This is a genomic window from Streptomyces sclerotialus (assembly GCF_040907265.1).
Classification (GTDB): domain Bacteria; phylum Actinomycetota; class Actinomycetes; order Streptomycetales; family Streptomycetaceae; genus Streptomyces; species Streptomyces sclerotialus.
This window is the reverse complement of sequence record NZ_JBFOHP010000002.1, coordinates 6,921,880-6,941,986: the sequence shown is the minus strand read 5'-3', so window position 1 is coordinate 6,941,986 and position 20,107 is coordinate 6,921,880. Positions and strand designations below refer to the sequence as shown.

Here is a 20,107-nt window from a genome sequence, read left to right as displayed (position 1 = left end):
GGGGGCGTCAGCGGCTACAGAGCGCGTCGTCGACGTCCCACGGCGTCGCCGCGAAGAGCGCGAGCGTGAGCACACTGGCGGGTCCGAACATGCGCTCCACGGTAATACCGGCTGTAAGCCGCACGTAACGTTGTCTCGAATGACGAGACGACCCGTCCGCTCGGCGATATCGCGGTCCTCCCTCCGCGACCAGGCACAATGGGCGCATGTCCCGTCGCACCAAGCGCCCGAAGCAGGCCGCAGCCCCTGCGATCACCGCGTCCTCGCCCTGCCCCTGCGGCCTGTCCGCCGCGTACGGGGAATGCTGCGGGCGGTTCCATTCCGGGACGGCGGCGGCGCCCACCTGCGAGCGGCTGATGCGGTCGCGGTACAGCGCCTTCGTCGTCCGGGACGAGGCCTACCTGCTGCGTACCTGGCACCCGGACACCCGGCCGCCCCGCGTCGAGTTCGACGCGGGACAGCGCTGGCTGGGGCTGGAGATCCTGGAGACGACCGAGGGCAGCGCGTTCCACACCACCGGCACGGTCGCCTTCCGCGCCCGGTTCCGGTACCGCGGCGCGGAGGACGCGTTGCACGAGCACAGCCGCTTCGTCCGGCACGACGGTGCCTGGGTCTACCTGGACGCGCTCTTCGCGGAGTGAGGGCCCGCGGCCTCAGACGGCCTCCCCGTTGCGGCGTCCGGCACGAGCGTGATCCGCCGGGTCGTGTGCTTCTCGACCTGCTCCCGGGAGTACAGCAGCGGGAACGCGCCGTCCGCCGCCCAGGCGTCGAACAGGTCCCGGTAGTGCGGGCTCCCCGGATCGCCGGACTGGCCCGGCGTGCTCATCGCCAGCGAGTCGTCCCACGAGCCGACGTCCACGACCAGCCGGAAGCTGGCGCCGCCGGTCTGCCGGAAGCCGGGACCGTACGCCGTCGCGGACACCGTGTCGCCGCTGCCGCCGCGCGGCACCGGCCCCACCGAGGACCAGTCCCCCGCTCTCCCACCGAGGAGCTTCGCGAGCGGATGGTGCAGACGTGCCTGGTGGAGCGCGCCCCACCGCCACCCCGCGGCGTCCGGCCCGAGCAGCTCCGCCGCCTCGTCCCACGCGGGCCCGAGGCTGTCGAGGATCACCGTACGGACCGCCGCGTCCGGGTCGGGCCCCAGCCGGCCGCCCGGCTCCAGGAGGAGCGAGAGGTCGACCCGGGCGTCGGCGGTGGCGTCCTCGGCGGGCAGTACCCGGGCCAGCGCCTCGGCCACCCGCTCCGCCGGGAGGAGCCGGGCGAGGGCGCGCCGCAGCAGTGCGGGACGGAGGTGGCGGCGGTACCAGATCTCGAAGAGCGCGGCGGCGGACGAGTCCGCGTCGAGCGACGCGTCCCAGTCCCGCAGCAGCTTCAGCCCCGCCGCCACCCGCGGGTCCTCGGAGGTCAGCCCCGCCAGCAGCGGCTGGATGCCGCGCGCGGGCAGGCTCACGTAGTCGTTCTGCAGGGCCACGCAGTCCCGCGCCGTCCAGTCAGCGCGCGCGGCCAGCACCTCGGCGATGCGCCGGTGGCGGTAGGGCGCGTACCAGTCGTAGGTGACGGTGCGCGCGGCGTTGGGGTAGTCGTCGGGGAGGTTGAGCTGGTTGGCCGTGGCGAACCAGCCGTCCTCCGGGTCGCGTACGGAGGGCAGCGAGCCGACCGGGTGGTGCCCGTCCCACTCGTACCGGCCGTCGCCCGGTACCGGCAGCGTGCCGTCCCAGCCTCGGCGGACCGGGACCCGCCCGGCCGGGCGCCAGCCGGTCGTGCCGTCCGGCGCCGCGTAGACCTGGTTCTCGCCGGGCGCGCCCCACCGCTCCATGGCGGCGACGAAGGCGTCCGGCCCGGTCGCGCCCATGTAGTCCATGCTGCCGAGGTAGGGGGCCATGCCGGGCTCCAGCCAGGCGGCGCGGACGGCGAACGCGGCGGCGCGGTCCGGGCGTTCGTCGATGACGGGGCCGTGCCGGGTGAACCACAGGTCGGTGGTGACGGATTCGCCGCCGCGCACCGGAATGGTCTCGGTGACCTTGGTCATCGCCTCCCAGCCGTCGCCGTACACGTACCGCTTCGGGTCGTTCGGGTCGGTGCGGTAGACGTACAGGTCCTCCTGGTCGACCGGGAAGATCGTGAGGCCGAACGCGAGGTGGCCGTTGTGGCCGATGGAGACGCCGGGCAGGGCCGGCTCGCCCGCGCCGATGACGTCGAGGCCCGGCGCCGAGAGATGGGCGAGGTAGCGCAGCGCGGGCAGGGTGACGGCGCGGTGCGGGTCGTTGGCGAGCAGCGGGCGGCCGGTGGCGGTGCGGGACGGCGCGAGCACCCAGTTGTTGCTGCCGTCGATGCCCTGCCGCGGCGCCTTGGGGGCCCACGGCGGGGTGGTGGCCATCCGGTACACGCGCAGCACGTCGTCGGGGAGGACGGAGAGGTCCAGCCCCTCGGGCACCCGCAGCGCGTGCGCGGGCTCGCGGACCTTGCGCAGCTCCTCCACCTCGGGGCCGAAGTCCCGCAGCGTACGCGCCCGTTCGACCTCGTCGTGGAGGTTGTAGTGGAGGCCGTGGCTGCGGATGCGGGCGACGTCGGCGGGCTGCCAGTACGCCGGTTCGTAGTCCAGCAGCCGGAACTCCGGCGGGAGGTGTGCACGCTGCTCGCGGCAGAGGGTGACGAACGCGTTGATGCCGTGCACGAACGCGGTGGTGACCCGCTCGGCGTCCGGGCCGTACGACTCCCACTCCGCGGCCATGTCGCCGCGGTAGAGGAACAGCCGGGCCGCCCGGTCGTGTTCGGTGTACTCGGGCCCGAACGCCTCCGCCAGCAGGCCGAGGCCGCGCCGCCGCCACAGGTCGATCTGGAAGAGCCGGTCGCGGGCCGCGTTGAACCCCTGCGCGAGGAAGAGGTCGGCGCGCGAGGCGGCGTACAGGTGCGGGACGCCCCAGCGGTCGACCAGGATCTCCACGGGCGCGGCCAGGCCCGGCACTTCGAAGGTGACCGTGGTGTCGGATTCCGTCATCGGGTGGCCTCCTCGTGTACGCACGCTCCGCCCACGTAGGTCGCGCGCACCGGGATGGCGGCGATGCCGTGCGGGTCGGCGGTCAGCGGGTTCTCGCCCAGGACGGTGAAGTCGGCGAGGTGGCCGGCGGCGATCCGGCCCTTGTGGTGGGCCGTGCCCTCGGCCTCGGCCGAGCCGAGGGTGAAGATGCGCAGCGCCTCGGCCGCGGTGACCCGCTGGGAGGGCCCGACCTTCGCGCCGTCCTCGATGCCCTCGCGGGTGACCATGGACTGGAGGCCGAGGAGTGGTTCGTACGGCCCGCAGGGGTAGTCGGAGGAGCCGGCGACGGTGACGCCCGCGTCCAGGAAGGAGCGGTGCGCGAACATCCGCTCCGTGCGCTCGGGGCCGTACCAGGTGTTCAGCGCCCCGCCGTGGTAGGCGGCGTACCCGGCGAACGGTACGGCGATCGCGTCGAGCGCTCTCATGCGCGCGAGGATCTCGTCGTCGATGAGGGTGCAGTGCTCGATGCGGTGCCGCAGCCCGGGGCGCGGCAGCTCGCGCCGCGCCGCCTCGAAGGCGTCCAGGACGAGGCGGATCGCGGCGTCGCCGTTGGCGTGCACGCCGATCCGGTTGCCGTCCGCGTGCACCTCCCGTACCTGCGCGAAGAGCTCCTCGGTGGAGGTGGTCTGCAGGCCGTGCCCGTCGGGGCCGCCGCATTCGGGGTCGGCGTACGGCTCGGCGAGCAGGCAGGTGCGGCCGCCGATCGCGCCGTCCAGGAACGCCTTGACGCCGACGAAACGCAGCAGGTCGTCACCGAAGCCGCTGCCGACGCCGAGCGCCCGGGCCTTGGCGTAGTGGTCGACGGACAGCAGCATGCCCGTACGCATCGTCAGCCGGCCCTGGGCGCGTGCGGTGCGCAGCAGGGCGATGTCGTCGGGGGCGATCAGCGCGTCGCAGATCGAGGTGAGCCCGGCGGCGTGCCACAGCTCCTGGGCGCGCAGCAGGCCGCGCAGCCGGTCGTCCGGGGAGCTGGGGGTGAGCGGCGAGTCGCCGCGGGCCGTGGCCGGGTAGACCACGTTCATCAGGGCGCGTTCGATGAGCCGGCCGTCGAGACGGCCGTCCGGGTCGCGCCCGAAGTCACCGCCGTCCGGCGCGGGCGTGTCCTCGTCGATGCCCAGGGCGCGCAGTCCGGCGGAGTTGACGACGCCCCAGTGCCCGGCGACGTGGACGACGAGCACGGGGTGGCCGGGCGCCGCGTGGTCCAGCTCCCGGCGGGTGATCCGGCCGGTCTTGGCGTCGTCGTACCGGCTGCCCCGCACCCACTCCCCCGCCGGCGTGCGGGCCGCCTCGGCGGTGACGGCGGCGAGCAGCGCGTCGGCGGTCGCGACCGCGGCGGCCGACAGGTCGAGGTGGAGCAGGTCGGTGGCGGCCATCGCGAGATGGATGTGGGCGTCGTTCAGGCCGGGGACCACCGTCGCGTTCCCGAAGTCGACCTCCGGTGCGCCGGGGAAACGGTCGCGCAGCGCGGCGAGGGAGCCGGTGGCGCGTACACGGCCTTCGGCGACGGCGAACGCCTCGGGTTCGGAGCCGCCCTCGCGCTGGCTGACGATGTGGGCGGCGCGGTACAGCACCGGGGTGGTCTCGTCGATCACGGAGCCTCCTTCGGAGCGGCCGGAACCGGGGTGGTACCCGCCGTCGCCCGCGGCACGCGCTGATGTCCCGCGGGCCCGGCGAAGGTGACCGCGACGGTGACGAGGAGGTTCACCACCAGCGCGATGATGCCGCCGTTGACGCCGTACAGCGGGTCGTTGCCGGTGGCCCAGAGGGCCACCACGACCGCGAGCCCGGTGAACAGGCCCGCCACCGCGCCGGCCTTCGTCATCCGCCGCCAGAACAGCGCGAGCAGCACCACGGGCACCAGCTGCGCCAGTCCCTCGTACGACAGGACCGAGAGCTGGACCAGCGTGTTGGGGTGGAAGAGGGCACCGGCCAGGGCGATCAGTCCGGCGATCAGGCAGACCAGCTGGGAGAGCCGCTTGGTGCGTACGTCGTCGGCTGGCGTGCGGCCCGTACGGCGGCTGCGCGGGTCGGCGCCGTTGCCGCCGCCGAGGAGGGTACGGCCCCAGAGCGTGCCGATGGCGAGCATGAAGACGCTCATCGGGACGATGGCGGAGAGCGCGCCCGCGACGCCGATGACGGCCACGACGGGGGCCGGGAGCGAGTCGGTGACCAGGCTGAACAGCGCCAGGTCGGGGTTGCCGAGGGCCGGCATCACGAACAGCGCGGTGGCGCCGATCATCATCGGGACGAAGAGCAACAGCTGGTACCAGGGCAGCAGCACGGCGTTGCGGCGCAGCGCGTTGGGGTTCTTCGCGCTGAGGTAACCGGCGACGGTGGTCGGGAAGATGGTGATGGTCACGGCGTTGAGCAGCGTCGTCGTGACGAACCACAGCCCGCCCTTGCCCCCGGACTCGTGCCCGGGGAAGGTCAGCCACTCGGGCTTCTCCGCGACCATGCGGTGCATGAAGTCGCCGACGCCGTCGAGGTAGTGCGTCGGCACGTACACCGCGAGGAAGACCACCGCGAAGATCACCAGCACGTCCTTGAGCGCGCTGACCCACGCGGAGCCGCGCAGCCCGGACACCAGGATGAAGACCTCGGCGACGACGAAGGAGACGACGGCCGCGACCCGCAGGTCCACGCTCCCGTACGTCATCGCGTTCACGACGACGCCCATGCCCTGGATCTGCACCTGGATGTACGGCACCAGGAAAACCGTCGCGATCACCGCGACGAGGATGCCCACGGGCCGGGACCGGAAGCGGTGTTCGGCCATGTCCGCGATGGAGATCAGGCCGTGCCGGGCGGCGTACGTCCAGATGGCCGGGCCGACGACGTACGCGACCGCGAAGCCGACGGTGAGGTAGGCGACGAGGTAGAGGATCGGTACGCCGAAGGAGTACGACCAGCCGGCCGTGCCGAGGAAGGAGAAGCTGGTGTAGGTCTCACCGGCCATCAGCAGCCAGATGAAGAGCACGCCCAGGCCCCGGCTGGACACCGACCACTCGGCCAGGCCCTTGTCCCGGCCGCGTGCGCTGAGCACGCCGATGACGATGGTCGCGACCATGGCCACGCCGAAGAGGGACGTCGCGATCGCCGCTGAGCCGCTCATGCGGCGCCTCCTTCGGACGTGCCTCTGCGGGCGCGGGCGGTGTTCCGGTCGGCGGGGAGCGGTTCCGCCGCGTCGGCACGGTAGGCGGGGTCCAGTCGGGTGACGGCCCAGATGACGAGGGGGCTGATGACCGTCGCGGCGAGGATCCAGAACAGCAGGAACGGCACACCGAGGATGCGCGGCTCGATGCGGTTCGCCACCAGCGGCGCCAGGCAGTACAGCACGGCCGGCACGAGCAGCAGCCACAGCGCGGGGCGCCGGGCGCTCACTTCGGGCAGGCCGTCGAGCGGGTGCGGCCCGGTCTCCGCCGGGCCCTCCCGCCCGCGGTCCTCGGGGGCGTGCGACATGGGGCTCCCTTCGGGGAAGAGGGGGTGCGGTCCGGTCCGCCGTGCGCGCGGTACCGGCCGCCTGGACGTTATCGCAGGAATTCCGCAGGTCAGACGGAGGGCTCGTACCGGCCGTCGACCGCTGTCCAGCCGCCGTCCACGGACAGCACGCTGCCGGTGACGAAGGTGGAGGCGTCCGACACCAGGTAGTGGACGGCGCCGGCCAGCTCCTCGGCACCGGCCCACCGGCGCAGCGCGGACGCCTGTGCGTACGCGTCGTACCACTCGGGGTCGGCGGCGATCTGGTCGGTCAGCGGCGTCCGGACGACTCCGGGCGCGATGGCGTTGAACCGCACCCCGCGCGGCCCCCACTCGGCCGCCGCCGTCCGCAGGAACTGCACCAGGCCCGCCTTGGACGCCGCGTACACGCTCTGCCCCGGCTCGACCTGTACCGCGCGCATCGAGGCGAGCCCGACCACACTGCCGCTGCCACGCTCGGCCATGGCCGGGGCGACGGCCTGCACGAGCGCGAAGTGCGCCCGCAGGTTGAGCGCCACCACCCGGTCGAACTCCGCCAGGGTGTAATCCGCGATCCGCTTGCGGACGTTGGCGCCGACGGTGACGACCAGCCCGTCCGGCGCGCCCCAGGCCGCGGCGGCGGCCCGCACCGCGTCGGCGTCCAGCACGTCGAGTGCGTACGCGGTCGCCGTCCCGGTGCGGCTGCCGGGCGCGGCCGGCTCCGCCTCGGCGAGCCGGACGGTCTCGGCCGCCCCCTCGGCGTCCCGGTCGGCGACCGTGACGTGCGCACCGTGCGCGGCCAGCGCCCGTACGGCCTCCCGGCCGATGCCGCTGGCCCCGCCGACGACGACGATGTGCCGCCCGTCCAGCCGGAAGAGGTCGGCGTACGTCATGCGGGGCTCCTTCGCCTGGTCGATGCGGGGTACGGGGCGGCCGGCCGAGTGGATGTCATGGATGTCATGGCCTGATCACCGCCATCCGGGTCACCGTCAGTTCCTCGATGGCGAAGCGGGGGCCCTCGCGGCCGATGCCGGAGTCCTTCACGCCGCCGTACGGGGCGACGTCGCTGCGGTAGCCCGGGACTTCGTTGACGACCACGCCGCCCACGTCGAGCTCCTCGATCGCCGTGAAAGCGGCGCCCAGATCGCGGGTGAAGACCGCCGCGTGCAGGCCGTACCGCGAGTCGTCGACCAGGGCGTACGCGGCGTCCAGGTCGGGCACCGTGCGGAGCGCGACGACCGGGCCGAAGATCTCCTCGTCCCAGGCGGGCTGCCCGCCCGGGACCTCGGCGAGCAGCGCGGGGGTGAGGCAGCGCCCGTCCCGTACGCCCCCGGTGACCACCCGCGCACCGGCCGCGCGGGCCGCCTCGATCCAGGCCAGTACCCGCTCGGTGGCCGCCTCGTCGATGAGCGCGGCCACCCGCGTCGCCTCCTCGCGCGGGTCGCCGACCGCGACGCCCGCGAGCCGTTCGACGATCCTCGTCTCCAGCTCCTTGGCGACCTCCTCGACGGCGATCACCCGCTGCACGGCGATGCACGCCTGCCCCGAGGCGTAGTAACCGCCGCGGACCACGGCGTCGGCCGCCGCGTCGAGGTCCGCGTCGGCGGCCACCACCAGCGCGGCGTTGGAGCCCAGTTCGAGGACGACCTTGCGGGGCGCCGCGTCCCGCGCGATGCGGTGGCCGATCGCGGCGGAGCCGGTGAAGGAGACCGCCGCCACCGCGTCGTGCGTGGTCAGCGTGCGTCCCACCGCCGCGTCACCGGTGACCAGCTGCACCGCGCCCACGGGCGCGCCCGCCGCGGCCAGCCGCTCGCGGACCAGGTGGACCAGCCAGAGCGTGGCGAGCGGGGTGGCGGGCGCGGGCTTGACGACCACGGGGCAGCCGGCCGCGAGCGCCGGCGCGATCTTGTGGGAGGCGAGCAGCACCGGGTAGTTGAAGCCCGCGATGCCCACCACGACCCCGATGGGGCGGCGGGTCCAGAAGCCGGTCATGCCGTCCCCGGAGGGCAGCAGGTCCAGCGGCACGGTCTCGCCGTGGATGTGCGCCACCTCGTCGGCCGCCGCCTCCCACGTGGCGACCGCGCGCTGCACCTCCGTGCGGCAGTCCACCCGCGGCTTGCCGGTCTCCAGGACGAGCAGGTCCTCCATCGGACGCGCGGCCTCGGCGAGCGCCGCCGCCACCCCGCCGAGCACCCGGCGCCGTACGCGGCTGGGCAGCCGCGCCACGTCCTTCCGCAGCGCCGCCGCGTGCGCCACGGCCTGCCGGGCCAGCGCCTCGTCCCCGACCGGCGCCTGCGCGACCTCGCTGCCGTCGTACGGAAAGGTGACGGCCTCCGTACGGGGCGCGGGCACCCAGCCGTCACCGACCGGCAGCCCGCCGGGGAAGCGCCCGGTGATCTCCTCAGGCGTCATCGCGGCGCACCCCCTGGGTGAGGAAGTGGCGCGCGGCCTCGGCGTACACCCGGGTGTACTCGCCGATCTCGCGCACCTCCACGTACTCGTCCTTCTGGTGCGCGATCCACTTGCCGCCGGGCCCGTAGACGACCGTGGGCAGGCCCGCGTCGCGGGTCAGGACCGTGCCGTCGGTGGTGCCGGGCACCGCCCCGAACGGCGGCCGGCTGCCGTGCACCCGCTCGTGCGCCGCCACCAGCCCGGCGACCACCGGGTGGTCCTCGGCGATCTCGATCGCCGGGCGGTCGTCGACGACGGTCAGCGCGACCGTGACGCCGACGGTCGCCGCGGCCTCCTCGGCCTCGCGGCGGATGCGGTCGATCAGCTCGGCGTGGTCCGTGCCGGGGATCGTCCGTACGTCGACGCCGACCAGGCCGTGCGCCGGGATGACGTTGAGCTGGTCGGGGTCGCCGCCGTGCAGCACGGTCGGGGTGACGGTGACCTGCCCGGCGTGCGGATGCGCGCCGAAGCGCACCTCGGCCCAGGTCTGGGCGCGGCCGAGCGCCGCCACGATCCTGGCCCCCGCGGTGACCGGGTTCTTCCCCTCCTGGGGCATCGCGCCGTGCGCCATCACCCCGGTCAGCTCCAGCCGGAGCCGGATACCGCCGCGCGCCGAGGTGCACACCTCGTAGCCCTCGGGCTCGCAGACGACGACGGCGTCGATCTCGGCGGCCAGCGGCGAGGCGGCGAAGGCCTTGGCGCCGAGCATCATGCCCTCCTCGTCGCACAGCACGCCCAGGACGATCCGGCCGGGGAACGGCCCGGCCAGCTGGAGCGCGCGCACGCCGTAGATCATGGCGGCCACACCGGACTTCATGTCCGCCGCGCCCCGGCCCCACAGCTTGCCGTCGCGGATCTCCGCGCCGTACGGGTCGACGCTCCACACCGCCGGGTCCCCCTCGGTGACCACGTCCGTGTGCCCCTCGAACATCAGGGTCGGCCCGGCACCGCCCTTCCCGTCGACGACGGCGACGACGTTCGGCCGGCCGGGCGCCACCTCCACCACCTCGTGCTGCCAGCCGAACTCGGTGAAGAGCGCCGCGACCAGCTCGGCGGCCGGCCGTTCGACGTCGGTGGCGCCGGTGGCGTTGACCGTACGCAGCCGGATCAGGTCCTGGGTGAAGGCGACGGCCGCGTCGGCGTCGATCGCGATGTCGGTCGGTGGGTGGGTCCGGGCGGCGTGCATAGAACCTCCAAAACACCTGGCTGGTAGGCCAGTCCACTGGTCAGACCAGTTGATTTCCCGTACTCTGCTCGCACGTTCATCGGTGGGTCAAGAGGCCACCAGCAGCAATCGGCCGGAAAACGGAACGGGGTCCCGATGGCCGCCTTCGACGCTCCCTTCACGCCCGTCGAGCCGGTACGGGCCTACCAGCGGGTGGCCGAGCAGATAGAGGAACGCATCCTCAGCGGCGAACTGCCCCCCGGCTCCCGGCTGCCCGGCGAGCGGGACCTGGTCAGCCAGTTCGGCGTCGGCCGCTCGACGGTCCGCGAGGCCCTGCGGGTGCTGCAGTCGGCAGGCCTGATCCGCTCCCGCCCCGGCGACCCGCTGGGCGCCGAAGTGCTCGGCGTCTCCGCCGACAACCTCAGCCAGGCGCTCGGCCGGCTCACCCGCTCCCACCTATGCAGCCTCGGCGAACTGATCCAGTTCCGGATGGTCCTGGACGCCGAGAGCAACCGGCTCGCCGCCCGGCTGCGTACGGCGGACGACCTGGCCCGGATGGCCGGACTGATCGACCGCATGCGGTCCCTGACCGGGGCCGGGCTGCGGGCGTTCAGCGAGGCCGACGCGCTGTTCCACCAGGCCGTCGCGGAAGCCAGCCGGAACGCCCTGCTCGGGCTCTGCGCCCGCGCCGTCCATGACGCCGTCGTGGAGATCATCGAGCGCAAGATCGCCGACGCGGGCGACACCGCCGTCCGGAGGGAGCGCTCCATCGACCACCACGAGCAGGTGCTCGCCGCGATCCGCGCCGGTGACGCCCCGCACGCCGCCCAGTTGGCCCGCCAGGCCCTGCACGCCTACTACGCCGATCACGTCGAGCCGGACACGCGGGCGCTGCTCAGCGCCGCGCTGGAGCAGGAGTGATCCGGCCCGACCACACCGGCGTCGGCATCCCCCGGCTTTGACAGCGGCGGAAGCGTCTCGTTAAAGATGGTTAATACACCTTACGATGTACAAGCGAGGAACGTCTCCGATGACCGATGCCATGCGCGCACTCGGCGCCGAACTGCGCAACTGGGGCCGCTGGGGCGCGGACGACCAGCGCGGCACCACCAACCTGATCACGCCCGAGAAGGTCGTCGCCGCGGCCGGCGCGATCCGCACCGGAAAGGTCTTCGACCTGGGCATCCCGCTGGACGCCGACGGTCCGCAGACCGGGGAGTTCCGCTCGAACCCCCGCCGGTTCATGTCCCGCACCGGCCAGGAACGGGAGCTGCCCGGCGGCGGGCACGGCGCGGACGACTGGGTGATGATGCCGCTGCAGGCCGGTACGCAGTGGGACGCTCTGTCGCACATGTACTACGACGATCACCTCTACAACGGCTATCCGGCCGCCGAGCACCTCAACGCCCTCGGCGCCTCCCGCAACGCCATCCAGCACCAAGCCAAGGGCATCGCCGGCCGCGGCGTCCTGCTCGACATCGCCCGGCTGAAAGGCGTCGACCGCCTCGCGGCCGGTGCGGCGATCACCCCGGACGACCTGGACGCCGCCTGCGCCGAGCAGGGCGTGACGGTCGGCGCCGGTGACGTCCTCCTGGTACGCACCGGCTGGTGGTCGGTGTTCGCGGCGGACGGCGACCGGGAGCGCTTCATGGCCGACGAGCCGGGGCTGTCGCTGGAGTGCGCGCGATGGCTGCACGAACGGGACGTCGCAGCGGTCGCGGCCGACAACTGGGCCCTTGAGGTGCTGCCCGCGCAGCAGGAAGGGCTCACCCTCCCCCTGCACCTGGTACTCCTCCGCGACATGGGGATGACCATCGGCGAGATGTTCGACCTCGACGAGCTCGCCGCCGACTGCGCCGCCGACTCGGTGTACCAGTTCTTCTTCACGGCCCCGCCCCTGAAGTTCACGGGCGCCGTCGGCTCCCCGCTCAACCCCCTCGCCATCAAGTAGCGCCTCCCCGGCGCCAACTCCGGCCTCTTTACGGCTCGTTCGTCTCCCCCGTACGCTCCGGGCCACCGTTCGCACCGTGAGGAGGGCGTCGTCATGAGCGCGAGGGCTGGACGCAGGGGCCGGGCCGCCGTCGGTCTGCTGGCGGCGGCCGGGCTGCTGGCCGGGGTGGCGGCGCTGGGGCCGGCGCCCGCCGCCGGCGCGGCGGCGCAGCAGCGGGACGCGGTCACCGGGTCCGCGAAGGTGCTGCCGGTCCAGTCGACCGGGCCCGCGGAGAAGCGTTTCAACCTGGTCTTCCTCGGCGACGGCTACACGGCGGACGAGATGCCGAAGTTCCGGGCGAACGTCGAGAAGCACCTGAACGTGCTGTGGAGCACCGAGCCGTTCGCCTCGTACCGCTCGTATGTCAACGTGTGGGCGGTGGAGACGCCGTCGGCCGAGTCCGGTGTCGACTGCGATCCGGGGCTCGAAGCACCGCGCCGGGACACCGCGCTGGACATGGGGTTCTGGGGCGGCTGTGATGCGCAGAGCGTGCAGCGGCTGATCACGATGGACGACGCCAAGGCCAGGGCGGCGGCCGATCTGGTGGCGGGTACCACGGCCGGGAACCGGCAGATCGTGGGGCTGGCGCACAGCGACACGTACGGCGGCGCGGGCGGTACGTACGCGACCGCGTCCGGCGGCAACTCGCTCTCCTCGCTGATCACTCCGCACGAGATCGGCCACTCGCTGGGGAAGCTGCAGGACGAGTACGACTACTACCAGCGCGGCGTCCCCGGCGGCCGGTACACGGAGGGCGAGCCCGCGTCGGCGCACCACACCGTGCTCACCGAACGGCAGATGCGGGAGCAGCGCAAGAAGTGGTGGCGCTGGCTGGGTGAGGAGAGTGCGTCCGGGGGCCGCATCGGGCGGCACGAAGGCGGTATGTACAACACGAGGGGCGTCTGGCGGCCGAGCGCGCACTCGATGATGAAGACCCTGGGCTACCCCTTCGACCAGGTGGAGCGCGAGGTGATGACGCGGGCGATCTCCGCCAAGGTGAACCTCGTACAGGACCACACTTCGAACGACGCGCCCATAGGCGACGACCGCTCCGTGTGGGTCGACACACTGCATCCCACGGGTGGCGAGCTCGATGTCTCCTGGCGGCTGGACGGCAGGCCGCTCCCCGGTACGGCCGGGTCGCGCACCGTGGACCTGCGCCGGTACGCCGGGCACGGTACGGAGCCGCGCCGCCTCACCGCCACCGTGACCGACCCGACCCCCTTCGTGCGTGACCCGGCCGTGCGTGGCTCGGCGGCGCTGACCCGCACGGTCACCTGGACCGTCGACCCGTCCCTGACCACGCAACCCGCGCCCGTCGCCGCGGAGTTCACCGGCCACACCGCAACGGAAGCACCCGTGGGCGCGTCCTCCGTCCTGTACGCCGACACCACGCACCCCGTACGGGGCGTAGCGCGTGTCGCCTGGGCGGTGGACGGCCGTCCGGTGGCCGACCGGGGCAACGACCGTGACCTGGACCTGCGGGCGTTGCGGCTGCGGCCGGGTGATCACACCGTCACCGCCCGCGTCGTCGGTACCCGGCCCTCCCCCGCCACCCGGCTGAGCTGGACCGTCGACGCCACTCCGGCCACCGTCGGGTACGAGCTCTCCGAGCCGTTGCGGACCGTCCGCCGTCCCGGCAGGCCCGTGGAGTACGTGTATGACGGCCCCTTCACGATGAAACTCACCGGACGGGACGACCACGACGGTCACGTGGTGACGCAGTTCCGGGTCGACGGGGACGGCTGGTTCACGTACTTCGGGTGGCCGACGGACGCGGACGCGCCGTTCCGGTTCTCTCCCGCGGGCACCGTCATCGACGGTCTCGTGTACGGGAAGCTCGGCAGGCCCCGGGCGGTTCCGTGGGACGACGCCACGCCGGACCACGGGACCCACACCGTCGAGTACCGGGCGCTGGACGCGGCCGGGAACACCGGCCCGGCGAAACGCTTCCGGGTCACCCTGAGGCCGCCTCAGTAAGCGCGCCGACGGTCGAGTTGGGCAGTTCGCCCCGAGATCAATATGATCCGGCGATGATCATAAGACGGCGACTGGCGGCCGCGTTGTGCGGTGTGCTGGTCAGTTTGACGGGCGGGCTCGCACCGGCGACCGCCGCGGCCGGCGGACCACCGGCCCTCGCAGGAACCTCGGCCGAGACGTCCGGGGACGCCCCCAAGGTCGACCTCGTGCTCGACGTCAGCGGCTCGATGCGGGCCCGCGACATCGACGGGCAGTCCCGGATGTCGGCGGCCAAGCAGGCGTTCAACGAGGTGCTGGACGCGGTGCCTCAGGAGGTGCAGCTCGGCATCCGTACGCTCGGTGCCGAGTACCGCGGTGACGACCGCAAGGTGGGCTGCAAGGACACCCGCGCCCTGTACCCCGTCGGCCCGGTGGACCGCACCGAGGCGAAGACCGCGGTCGCCACGCTGACGCCGACCGGCTGGACCCCGATCGGCCCGGCCCTGCTGAAGGCCGCCGACGACCTGGAGGGCGGCGACGGGGCCCGCCGCATCGTGCTGATCAGCGACGGCGAGGACACCTGCCGGCCGCTCGACCCGTGCGAGGTGGCGCGCGAGCTCGCCGCCAAGGGCATCCACCTCACCGTCGACACGCTCGGCCTGGTGCCGGACGCCAAGACGCGTACCCAGCTGAGCTGCATCGCCGAGGCGACGGGTGGTACGTACACCTCGGTGCAGCACAAGGACGAGCTGTCCGGCCGGGTCAAGCAGCTGGTGCACCGGACGGTCGAGCCGTCCCTCACCCCCGAACCGGCGGAGGGCACGGACAGCTGCGAGCGCGCGCCGCAGCTGAAGCCCGGTCTCTACACCGACCGGGAAGAATTCGGCGAGCACCGCTTCTACAAGGTGGACGTGGCGCCCGGCCAGGAGCTGCGCGCCTCGGTGAGCGTCGCCGCCGACCGCGCCGTCAACGACGACTACGGCGTCCAGCTGCGTGCCTCGACGCTGCGCGGCCGGGAGATCGTGCGCGGCGAGGCCACCGGTGACGGCCGTACGGACGTGCTCTCGACCGGCCTGCGGTACCCGAAGGCCGACGACGGCAGCGCGGCGGAGGACGCGGACGGCAAGCCGGTCGCCGAGACGGTCTGTCTGCGCGTCAGCAACGCCTTCTCGGCGCCCGCATCGGTCAAGACCACGCCGGGTCTGCCCGTCGAGCTGTCCGTCGATGTCGTGGACGGGCCGGACGAGGCGTCCGACGCCGCGTTCCTGGGCCTCGGCCACGGCTGGTGGTTCCTCATCGCCGTCACCCTGATCGGTCTGCTGGCCGGACTCGTGTGGGGCTGGATCTCGCGCTGGCGCGTCACCGTCTGGAGGACCAACTGATGTCTGCCGCAGCTTCCGTACGGCGGCGCCTGTCCGCCGCGCTGCTCGCCGGTGCGGCGCTCCTCGGGACGGCGGCGGCCGGTGACCTGGCCTTCGCGGGGGCCGCCGTTGCCGCTCCCGCGTCGCCCGCCGAGGACCCGAGCCCGTCGTCCGACGCGTCCGCGTCCGCTTCTGCGACCGCGTCCGCCGACCCGGAGGACGCGCCACCGCCCACCGAGGCCGGCACCTCCTTCCGTACCGCCACGGTGATCCGGCCGGGCCAGCAGGCCACCGCGCCGGCGTCCACCGGTGACTACCTCTACTGGCAGTTCCCGGCCGACGCGGGCCAGCGGGCCAGGGTGGACGCGACGGTGGACCTGCCCGACGCCGACGCGCGGCACGGCGACTCCACCTGGCAGCTGGACGTGTACGACGGCCTGCGCCGGCGGCAGCCCTGCCGGTACGGCACGCAGACCAGGACGGCCGCTGCCGACGCCGCCACCGTCAAGCTGTCCTGCACGCTGCGCACGGTCCGGGCCGCCGCCGAGCCCTGGTCGAACGACCCGCTCCCCGGCGCGTACTACGTCCGGCTCACCGCCGTGCGCACCGCCTCCGCCGACGCCGGCCTGCCGGTCGAGGCCGCGGTGACCGCCACCACCACGGACGCGGGCAGCGCCCAGGACGTGGACGGTTCGCTCGCCGCTCCGCTGGTTCAGGGGTCGGCGGCGCGGCCCGAGCCGGACGGCGGCTGGTCCTCCGGCTGGTGGTCGGCGCGCTGGCTGTGGACCGCGGCGGGTGCGGTGCTCGCGGCGCTCGCCGGGATCGCGGGGTACGCGGTCACGCGGGGGCGCGGGCGTCCCTCGCACCTCCCGCCGGCCGTCTGAGCCGCGGATTCCATGGGGCGGGCCGGGTGGTACGTACACCCGGCCCGCCCCCGTTCGTCTGCTCCGCCCCGGCCCCTTCGCGTTCCTCGGTCCCGGCCCTTGTCGATACATGAACGCATCCCATACATTCGCGTATCGAACGGCGGCCGACGGCGGGACCAGCTCATGACAGCTCCACGGACAGCGGCACCTACCGGACCTTCTGGGCCCGCAGGGCCCAAGCGCGTCACCCGGCGCCGGGCGCAGACCCGGCAGCGGCTGCTCGACGCCGCGCTCCCGGTCTTCGCCGAGGAGGGTTTCGGGCGGTCCACGGTGGACCAGGTGTGCGAGCGGGCCGGGTACACCCGGGGCGCCTTCTACTCCAACTTCACCTCGCTCGACGAGCTGTTCCTCGCCATGTGGGAGCAGCGCTCGACGGCCATGCTGGCCGATCTGCGGGCCGCCTCGGCCCGGCTCGGCACGCTGGAGTCGGTCTCCCCGGACGAGGCGCTGCGCGCCGTGCTGGAGGTCATTCCGGTCGACGACGCGTGGTATCGCGTGACGGCGGAGTTCACGGCGCACGCGCTGCGCAATCCTTCCCTGCGCCGGGTGATGGCCGCCCGTGAGCGGGCCGTCCAGGACACCCTGCTGCCGCTCGTCGAAACCGCGCTGGCCCGCGCCGGACGGCGGGTCACCGACCGTACGGGCCTCGGGCACGCCCTGGTCGCCGTACACGACGGCACCGCGGTGCAGTGCTTGATGGAGCCGGACGACGCGGCCGTACGGCGTCGCCGCGAGGAGTTGTTCCGGCACGTGGTGAACGCCTACAGCATCCAGAGCGAAGGGGCTCCGCATGAGTGAGCGCGAACAGGCCGATGTGATCGTCGTGGGCGCCGGGCTGGCCGGCCTCGTCGCGACGTACGAGCTGGCCAGGGCCGGGCGCAAGGTGCTGCTCGTGGACCAGGAGAGCGCGGCCAACCTGGGCGGCCAGGCGTTCTGGTCGCTCGGCGGGCTGTTCCTGGTGGACAGCCCCGAGCAGCGCCGGATGGGGATCAAGGACTCCTACGAGCTGGCGCTGAAGGACTGGCTGGGGTCGGCCGGGTTCGACCGCGAGCGGGAGGACCACTGGCCGCGCCAGTGGGCGCAGGCGTACGTGCAGTTCGCGGCCGGGGAGAAGCGCGCTTACCTGCACGACCTGGGACTGCGGCTGATGCCGAACGTGGGGTGGGCCGAGCGGGGCTCCGGGCTCGCCTCCGGGCACGGCAACTCGGTACCGCGCTTCCACCTCACCTGGGGCACCGGGCCCGAGGTCGTGCGGGTCTTCCGCGAACCGGTACTGGCGGCGGAGCACCGCGGGCTGGTGACGTTCAAGCACCGCCACCAGGTCGACGAACTGATCGTGGAGAACGGCACGGCGGTCGGCGTCCGGGGCACGGTGCTGGAGCCGTCGAACGCCGCGCGCGGCGTGAAGTCCTCCCGTACGCCCGCCGGTTCCTTCGAACTCCGCGCCCAGGCCGTCGTCGTCACCTCCGGCGGCATCGGCGGCAATGCGGACCTGGTGCGCAAGAACTGGCCGGTGGACCGGCTGGGCCCGGCGCCGGAGCGGATGATCTGCGGCGTGCCCGCGCACGTCGACGGGCGGATGCTGGAGATCACCGAGAACGCGGGCGGCAACATCGTCAACCGCGACCGTATGTGGCACTACGTCGAGGGCATCAAGAACTGGGACCCCATCTGGCCCGACCACGCCATCCGCATCATCCCCGGCCCGTCCTCCCTCTGGCTGGACGCCACCGGCAAGCGGCTCCCCCCGCCGCTCTTCCCCGGCTTCGACACCCTCGCCACGCTCCGCCACATCCGGGCCGGCGGCCACGACCACAGCTGGTTCGTCCTGACGCAGTCCATCATCGAGAAGGAGTTCGCGCTCTCCGGCTCCGAACAGAACCCGGACTTCACCGCCAAGGACCTCAAGCTGACACTGAACCGCACGAAGAAGGGCCCGACGGGCCCGGTCGCCGCGTTCATGGAGCACGGCGCCGACTTCGTCGTCCGCGACAACCTCCGCGACCTGGTGTCCGGGATGAACGCGCTGGGCAGCGGCCCGGAGCTGGACTACGACCAGGTACGGCGCGAGGTGGTGGCCCGCGACCGCGAAGTGGGCCTCGCGTACTCCAAGGACATGCAGCTGATGGCCGTACGGAACGCCCGCGCCTACCTCGCCGACAAGATCGTGCGGGTCGCCAAGCCGCACCGGCTGCTCGACCCGGCGCACGGCCCGCTGATCGCCGTACGGCTGAACCTGCTCACCCGCAAGACGCTCGGCGGCCTGGAGACCACGCTCGACGCGCAGGTCGTACGCCCCGACGGCACACCCTTCCCCGGGCTGTACGCGGCGGGCGAGGTGGCCGGCTTCGGCGGCGGCGGGGTGCACGGCTACAACGCGCTGGAGGGCACCTTCCTCGGCGGCTGCATCTTCTCCGGCCGCGCGGCGGGCCGGGCCCTGGCGAAGGAGCTGGCATGACGAGCGGGCCGGGGCGCGCGGCGGAGCGCGCGGCGGGACGCGGAGCGGCCCGGCGTACGGCGCTGGTCACCGGGGCCTCCTCCGGCATCGGCCGGGCCGTCTGCCAGGCGCTGCTGGCCCGCGGCTACCACGTGCTCGCCACCAGCCGCAGCCCCGAGAAGATCCCCGAGGCCGACCGCCTGCCCGGCGCGACCTACCTCCCCCTCGACCTCACCGACCCGGCGAGCATCGAGGCGTGCGCGGCAGCGGCGGGCCCGGTGGACGTCCTCGTCAACAACGCGGGCGAAAGCCAGCTGGCCCCCCTCGAAGAACTCCCCATGGACGCGCTGGAACGCCTCTTCCAGCTCAACGTCTTCGGCGCGGTACGGCTGACGCAACTGCTGCTGCCGGGCATGCGGGCCCGGCGCCGCGGCCGGGTCGTCATGGTCGGCTCCATGCTGGCCAGCTTCCCGCTCGCCTTCCGCTCTTCGTACGTGGCCTCCAAGGCGGCCGTCAAGGCGTTCGCGACGGCCGCGCGCCGCGAACTCTCCCCGCACGGCGTCTGGCTGACCACCGTCGAACCGGGCTCCATCAACACCGGCATCAGCGCACGCCGCACCCGCTACCTCGCCGACGACTCCCCGTACACCGACGCCTTCCGCACGGTCTCCGAGCACCTGGACCGCAACGAGGCGTCCGGCGTCAGCGCGACCACGGTGGCGGCCACGATCCTCAAGGCCATCGAGGCCTCCCAGCCCAAGCCGCTCTACGCCGTCGGCAGCAACGCCCCCCTGGTCTTCACCCTCCGCCGCCTCATCTCCCGCCGCGCCGCCGAGTCCCTGGTGTCCCGCAAACACGGCTTGAGGTGAGGCGGCGCCGGGCACGCGCAGCACGCAGCAGCGGGCACGGCCTTCCGTGCCCGCTGCTCAGCCCTCGGCCGCCGCGATGACCTCGTCCAGGACCTCGCGTGTGTACAGCAGGTCCTTGATCGAGCGGTCGATCCGGGCGCGCTCCGCCGCCAGCTGCTCGACCAGCCACGGAGTGGCCGTCTCCGCCGGTCCCCCGTCGTGGTCGCGCATGCAGGGAAGGATGCCGGCGATCTTGTCGCCGGACAGCCCTGCGGCCAGCAGCTGCTGGATGAGGACCACGCGGTCGACGGCCGCCTCCGGGTACTCCCGGTGGCCTCCGGCCGTGCGCTCGGAGGCCAGCATGCACTTCTGCTCGTAGTAGCGCAGGGAGCGTACGCTCACGCCCGTACGCCGGGAGAGTTCGCCGATCTTCATGGGTTTCCCCACCCCATCCCGTCACGTCGAGGGTTGAACCTG

The 20,107-nt window shown here is 73.4% G+C and carries 17 protein-coding genes; 9 read left to right on the top strand and 8 right to left on the bottom strand.

Annotation, left to right across the window (positions count from 1 at the left end; genetic code table 11):
* Window positions 1–206: 206 nt before the first annotated feature.
* Window positions 207–641, top strand: coding sequence for a YchJ family protein (locus AAC944_RS30580; protein ID WP_030620597.1), 435 nt, complete (start codon window positions 207–209; stop codon window positions 639–641).
* Here AAC944_RS30580 and AAC944_RS30575 read toward each other — a convergent pair.
* From AAC944_RS30575 to AAC944_RS30545, 7 genes are all read right to left on the bottom strand, one after another.
* Complete coding sequence (locus tag AAC944_RS30575; RefSeq protein ID WP_051872153.1) at window positions 614–2,998, bottom strand: penicillin acylase family protein; 2,385 nt, start codon at window positions 2,996–2,998, stop codon at window positions 614–616. The genes AAC944_RS30580 and AAC944_RS30575 overlap by 28 nt on opposite strands.
* Window positions 2,995–4,629 (bottom strand): amidohydrolase, encoded by a 1,635-nt coding sequence (locus AAC944_RS30570; RefSeq protein WP_078888810.1) that lies wholly within the window; start codon window positions 4,627–4,629, stop codon window positions 2,995–2,997. The genes AAC944_RS30575 and AAC944_RS30570 overlap by 4 nt, the downstream gene beginning before the upstream one ends.
* Window positions 4,626–6,149, bottom strand: coding sequence for a sodium:solute symporter family protein (locus AAC944_RS30565; protein WP_051872152.1), 1,524 nt, complete (start codon window positions 6,147–6,149; stop codon window positions 4,626–4,628). Before AAC944_RS30565 ends, AAC944_RS30570 begins: the two co-directional genes overlap by 4 nt.
* Window positions 6,146–6,496, bottom strand: coding sequence for a DUF3311 domain-containing protein (locus tag AAC944_RS30560; protein WP_051872151.1), 351 nt, complete (start codon window positions 6,494–6,496; stop codon window positions 6,146–6,148). Before AAC944_RS30560 ends, AAC944_RS30565 begins: the two co-directional genes overlap by 4 nt.
* A gap of 89 nt (window positions 6,497–6,585) precedes the next feature.
* On the bottom strand, window positions 6,586–7,386 hold the full coding sequence (locus AAC944_RS30555) for an SDR family NAD(P)-dependent oxidoreductase (RefSeq protein WP_030620586.1): 801 nt from the start codon (window positions 7,384–7,386) through the stop codon (window positions 6,586–6,588).
* A 64-nt stretch (window positions 7,387–7,450) separates the two neighbouring features.
* Entirely contained in the window at window positions 7,451–8,905 is a 1,455-nt protein-coding gene (locus AAC944_RS30550; protein WP_030620584.1) for an aldehyde dehydrogenase family protein, read from the bottom strand.
* The gene (locus AAC944_RS30545) at window positions 8,895–10,130 is read right to left on the bottom strand and encodes a M20 family metallopeptidase (protein ID WP_030620582.1); all 1,236 of its coding nucleotides are present in this window, start codon (window positions 10,128–10,130) and stop codon (window positions 8,895–8,897) included. The genes AAC944_RS30550 and AAC944_RS30545 overlap by 11 nt, the downstream gene beginning before the upstream one ends.
* Window positions 10,131–10,265: 135 nt before the next feature.
* Between AAC944_RS30545 and AAC944_RS30540 the strand changes: the two genes are divergently transcribed.
* The 8 genes from AAC944_RS30540 to AAC944_RS30505 all read left to right on the top strand — a co-directional run bounded on the left by AAC944_RS30540 (window position 10,266) and on the right by AAC944_RS30505 (window position 19,651).
* Complete coding sequence (locus AAC944_RS30540; protein WP_030620580.1) at window positions 10,266–11,030, top strand: FadR/GntR family transcriptional regulator; 765 nt, start codon at window positions 10,266–10,268, stop codon at window positions 11,028–11,030.
* Window positions 11,031–11,139: 109 nt separating this feature from the next.
* On the top strand, window positions 11,140–12,060 hold the full coding sequence (locus tag AAC944_RS30535) for a cyclase family protein (RefSeq protein ID WP_030620579.1): 921 nt from the start codon (window positions 11,140–11,142) through the stop codon (window positions 12,058–12,060).
* Window positions 12,061–12,153: 93 nt separating this feature from the next.
* Window positions 12,154–14,079, top strand: coding sequence for a M64 family metallopeptidase (locus AAC944_RS30530; RefSeq protein WP_051872150.1), 1,926 nt, complete (start codon window positions 12,154–12,156; stop codon window positions 14,077–14,079).
* 53 nt (window positions 14,080–14,132) lie between these two features.
* Window positions 14,133–15,440 carry a VWA domain-containing protein gene (locus AAC944_RS30525; RefSeq protein WP_051872149.1) on the top strand — a complete coding sequence of 436 codons (1,308 nt, stop codon included), beginning with the start codon at window positions 14,133–14,135 and terminating at the stop codon, window positions 15,438–15,440.
* Window positions 15,440–16,303 carry a hypothetical protein gene (locus AAC944_RS30520; protein WP_078888809.1) on the top strand — a complete coding sequence of 288 codons (864 nt, stop codon included), beginning with the start codon at window positions 15,440–15,442 and terminating at the stop codon, window positions 16,301–16,303. The genes AAC944_RS30525 and AAC944_RS30520 overlap by 1 nt, the downstream gene beginning before the upstream one ends.
* A gap of 165 nt (window positions 16,304–16,468) precedes the next feature.
* Entirely contained in the window at window positions 16,469–17,143 is a 675-nt protein-coding gene (locus AAC944_RS30515; RefSeq protein ID WP_051872148.1) for a TetR/AcrR family transcriptional regulator, read from the top strand.
* Window positions 17,136–18,803, top strand: a complete 1,668-nt coding sequence (locus AAC944_RS30510) for an FAD-binding dehydrogenase (RefSeq protein ID WP_030620565.1) — start codon at window positions 17,136–17,138, stop codon at window positions 18,801–18,803. The genes AAC944_RS30515 and AAC944_RS30510 overlap by 8 nt, the downstream gene beginning before the upstream one ends.
* Window positions 18,800–19,651 carry an SDR family oxidoreductase gene (locus tag AAC944_RS30505; protein WP_051872147.1) on the top strand — a complete coding sequence of 284 codons (852 nt, stop codon included), beginning with the start codon at window positions 18,800–18,802 and terminating at the stop codon, window positions 19,649–19,651. Before AAC944_RS30510 ends, AAC944_RS30505 begins: the two co-directional genes overlap by 4 nt.
* A gap of 57 nt (window positions 19,652–19,708) precedes the next feature.
* On the opposite strand, the gene AAC944_RS30500 is transcribed toward AAC944_RS30505, so the two are convergent.
* Complete coding sequence (locus AAC944_RS30500) at window positions 19,709–20,065, bottom strand: MerR family transcriptional regulator (RefSeq protein WP_030620559.1); 357 nt, start codon at window positions 20,063–20,065, stop codon at window positions 19,709–19,711.
* Window positions 20,066–20,107 lie beyond the last annotated feature (42 nt).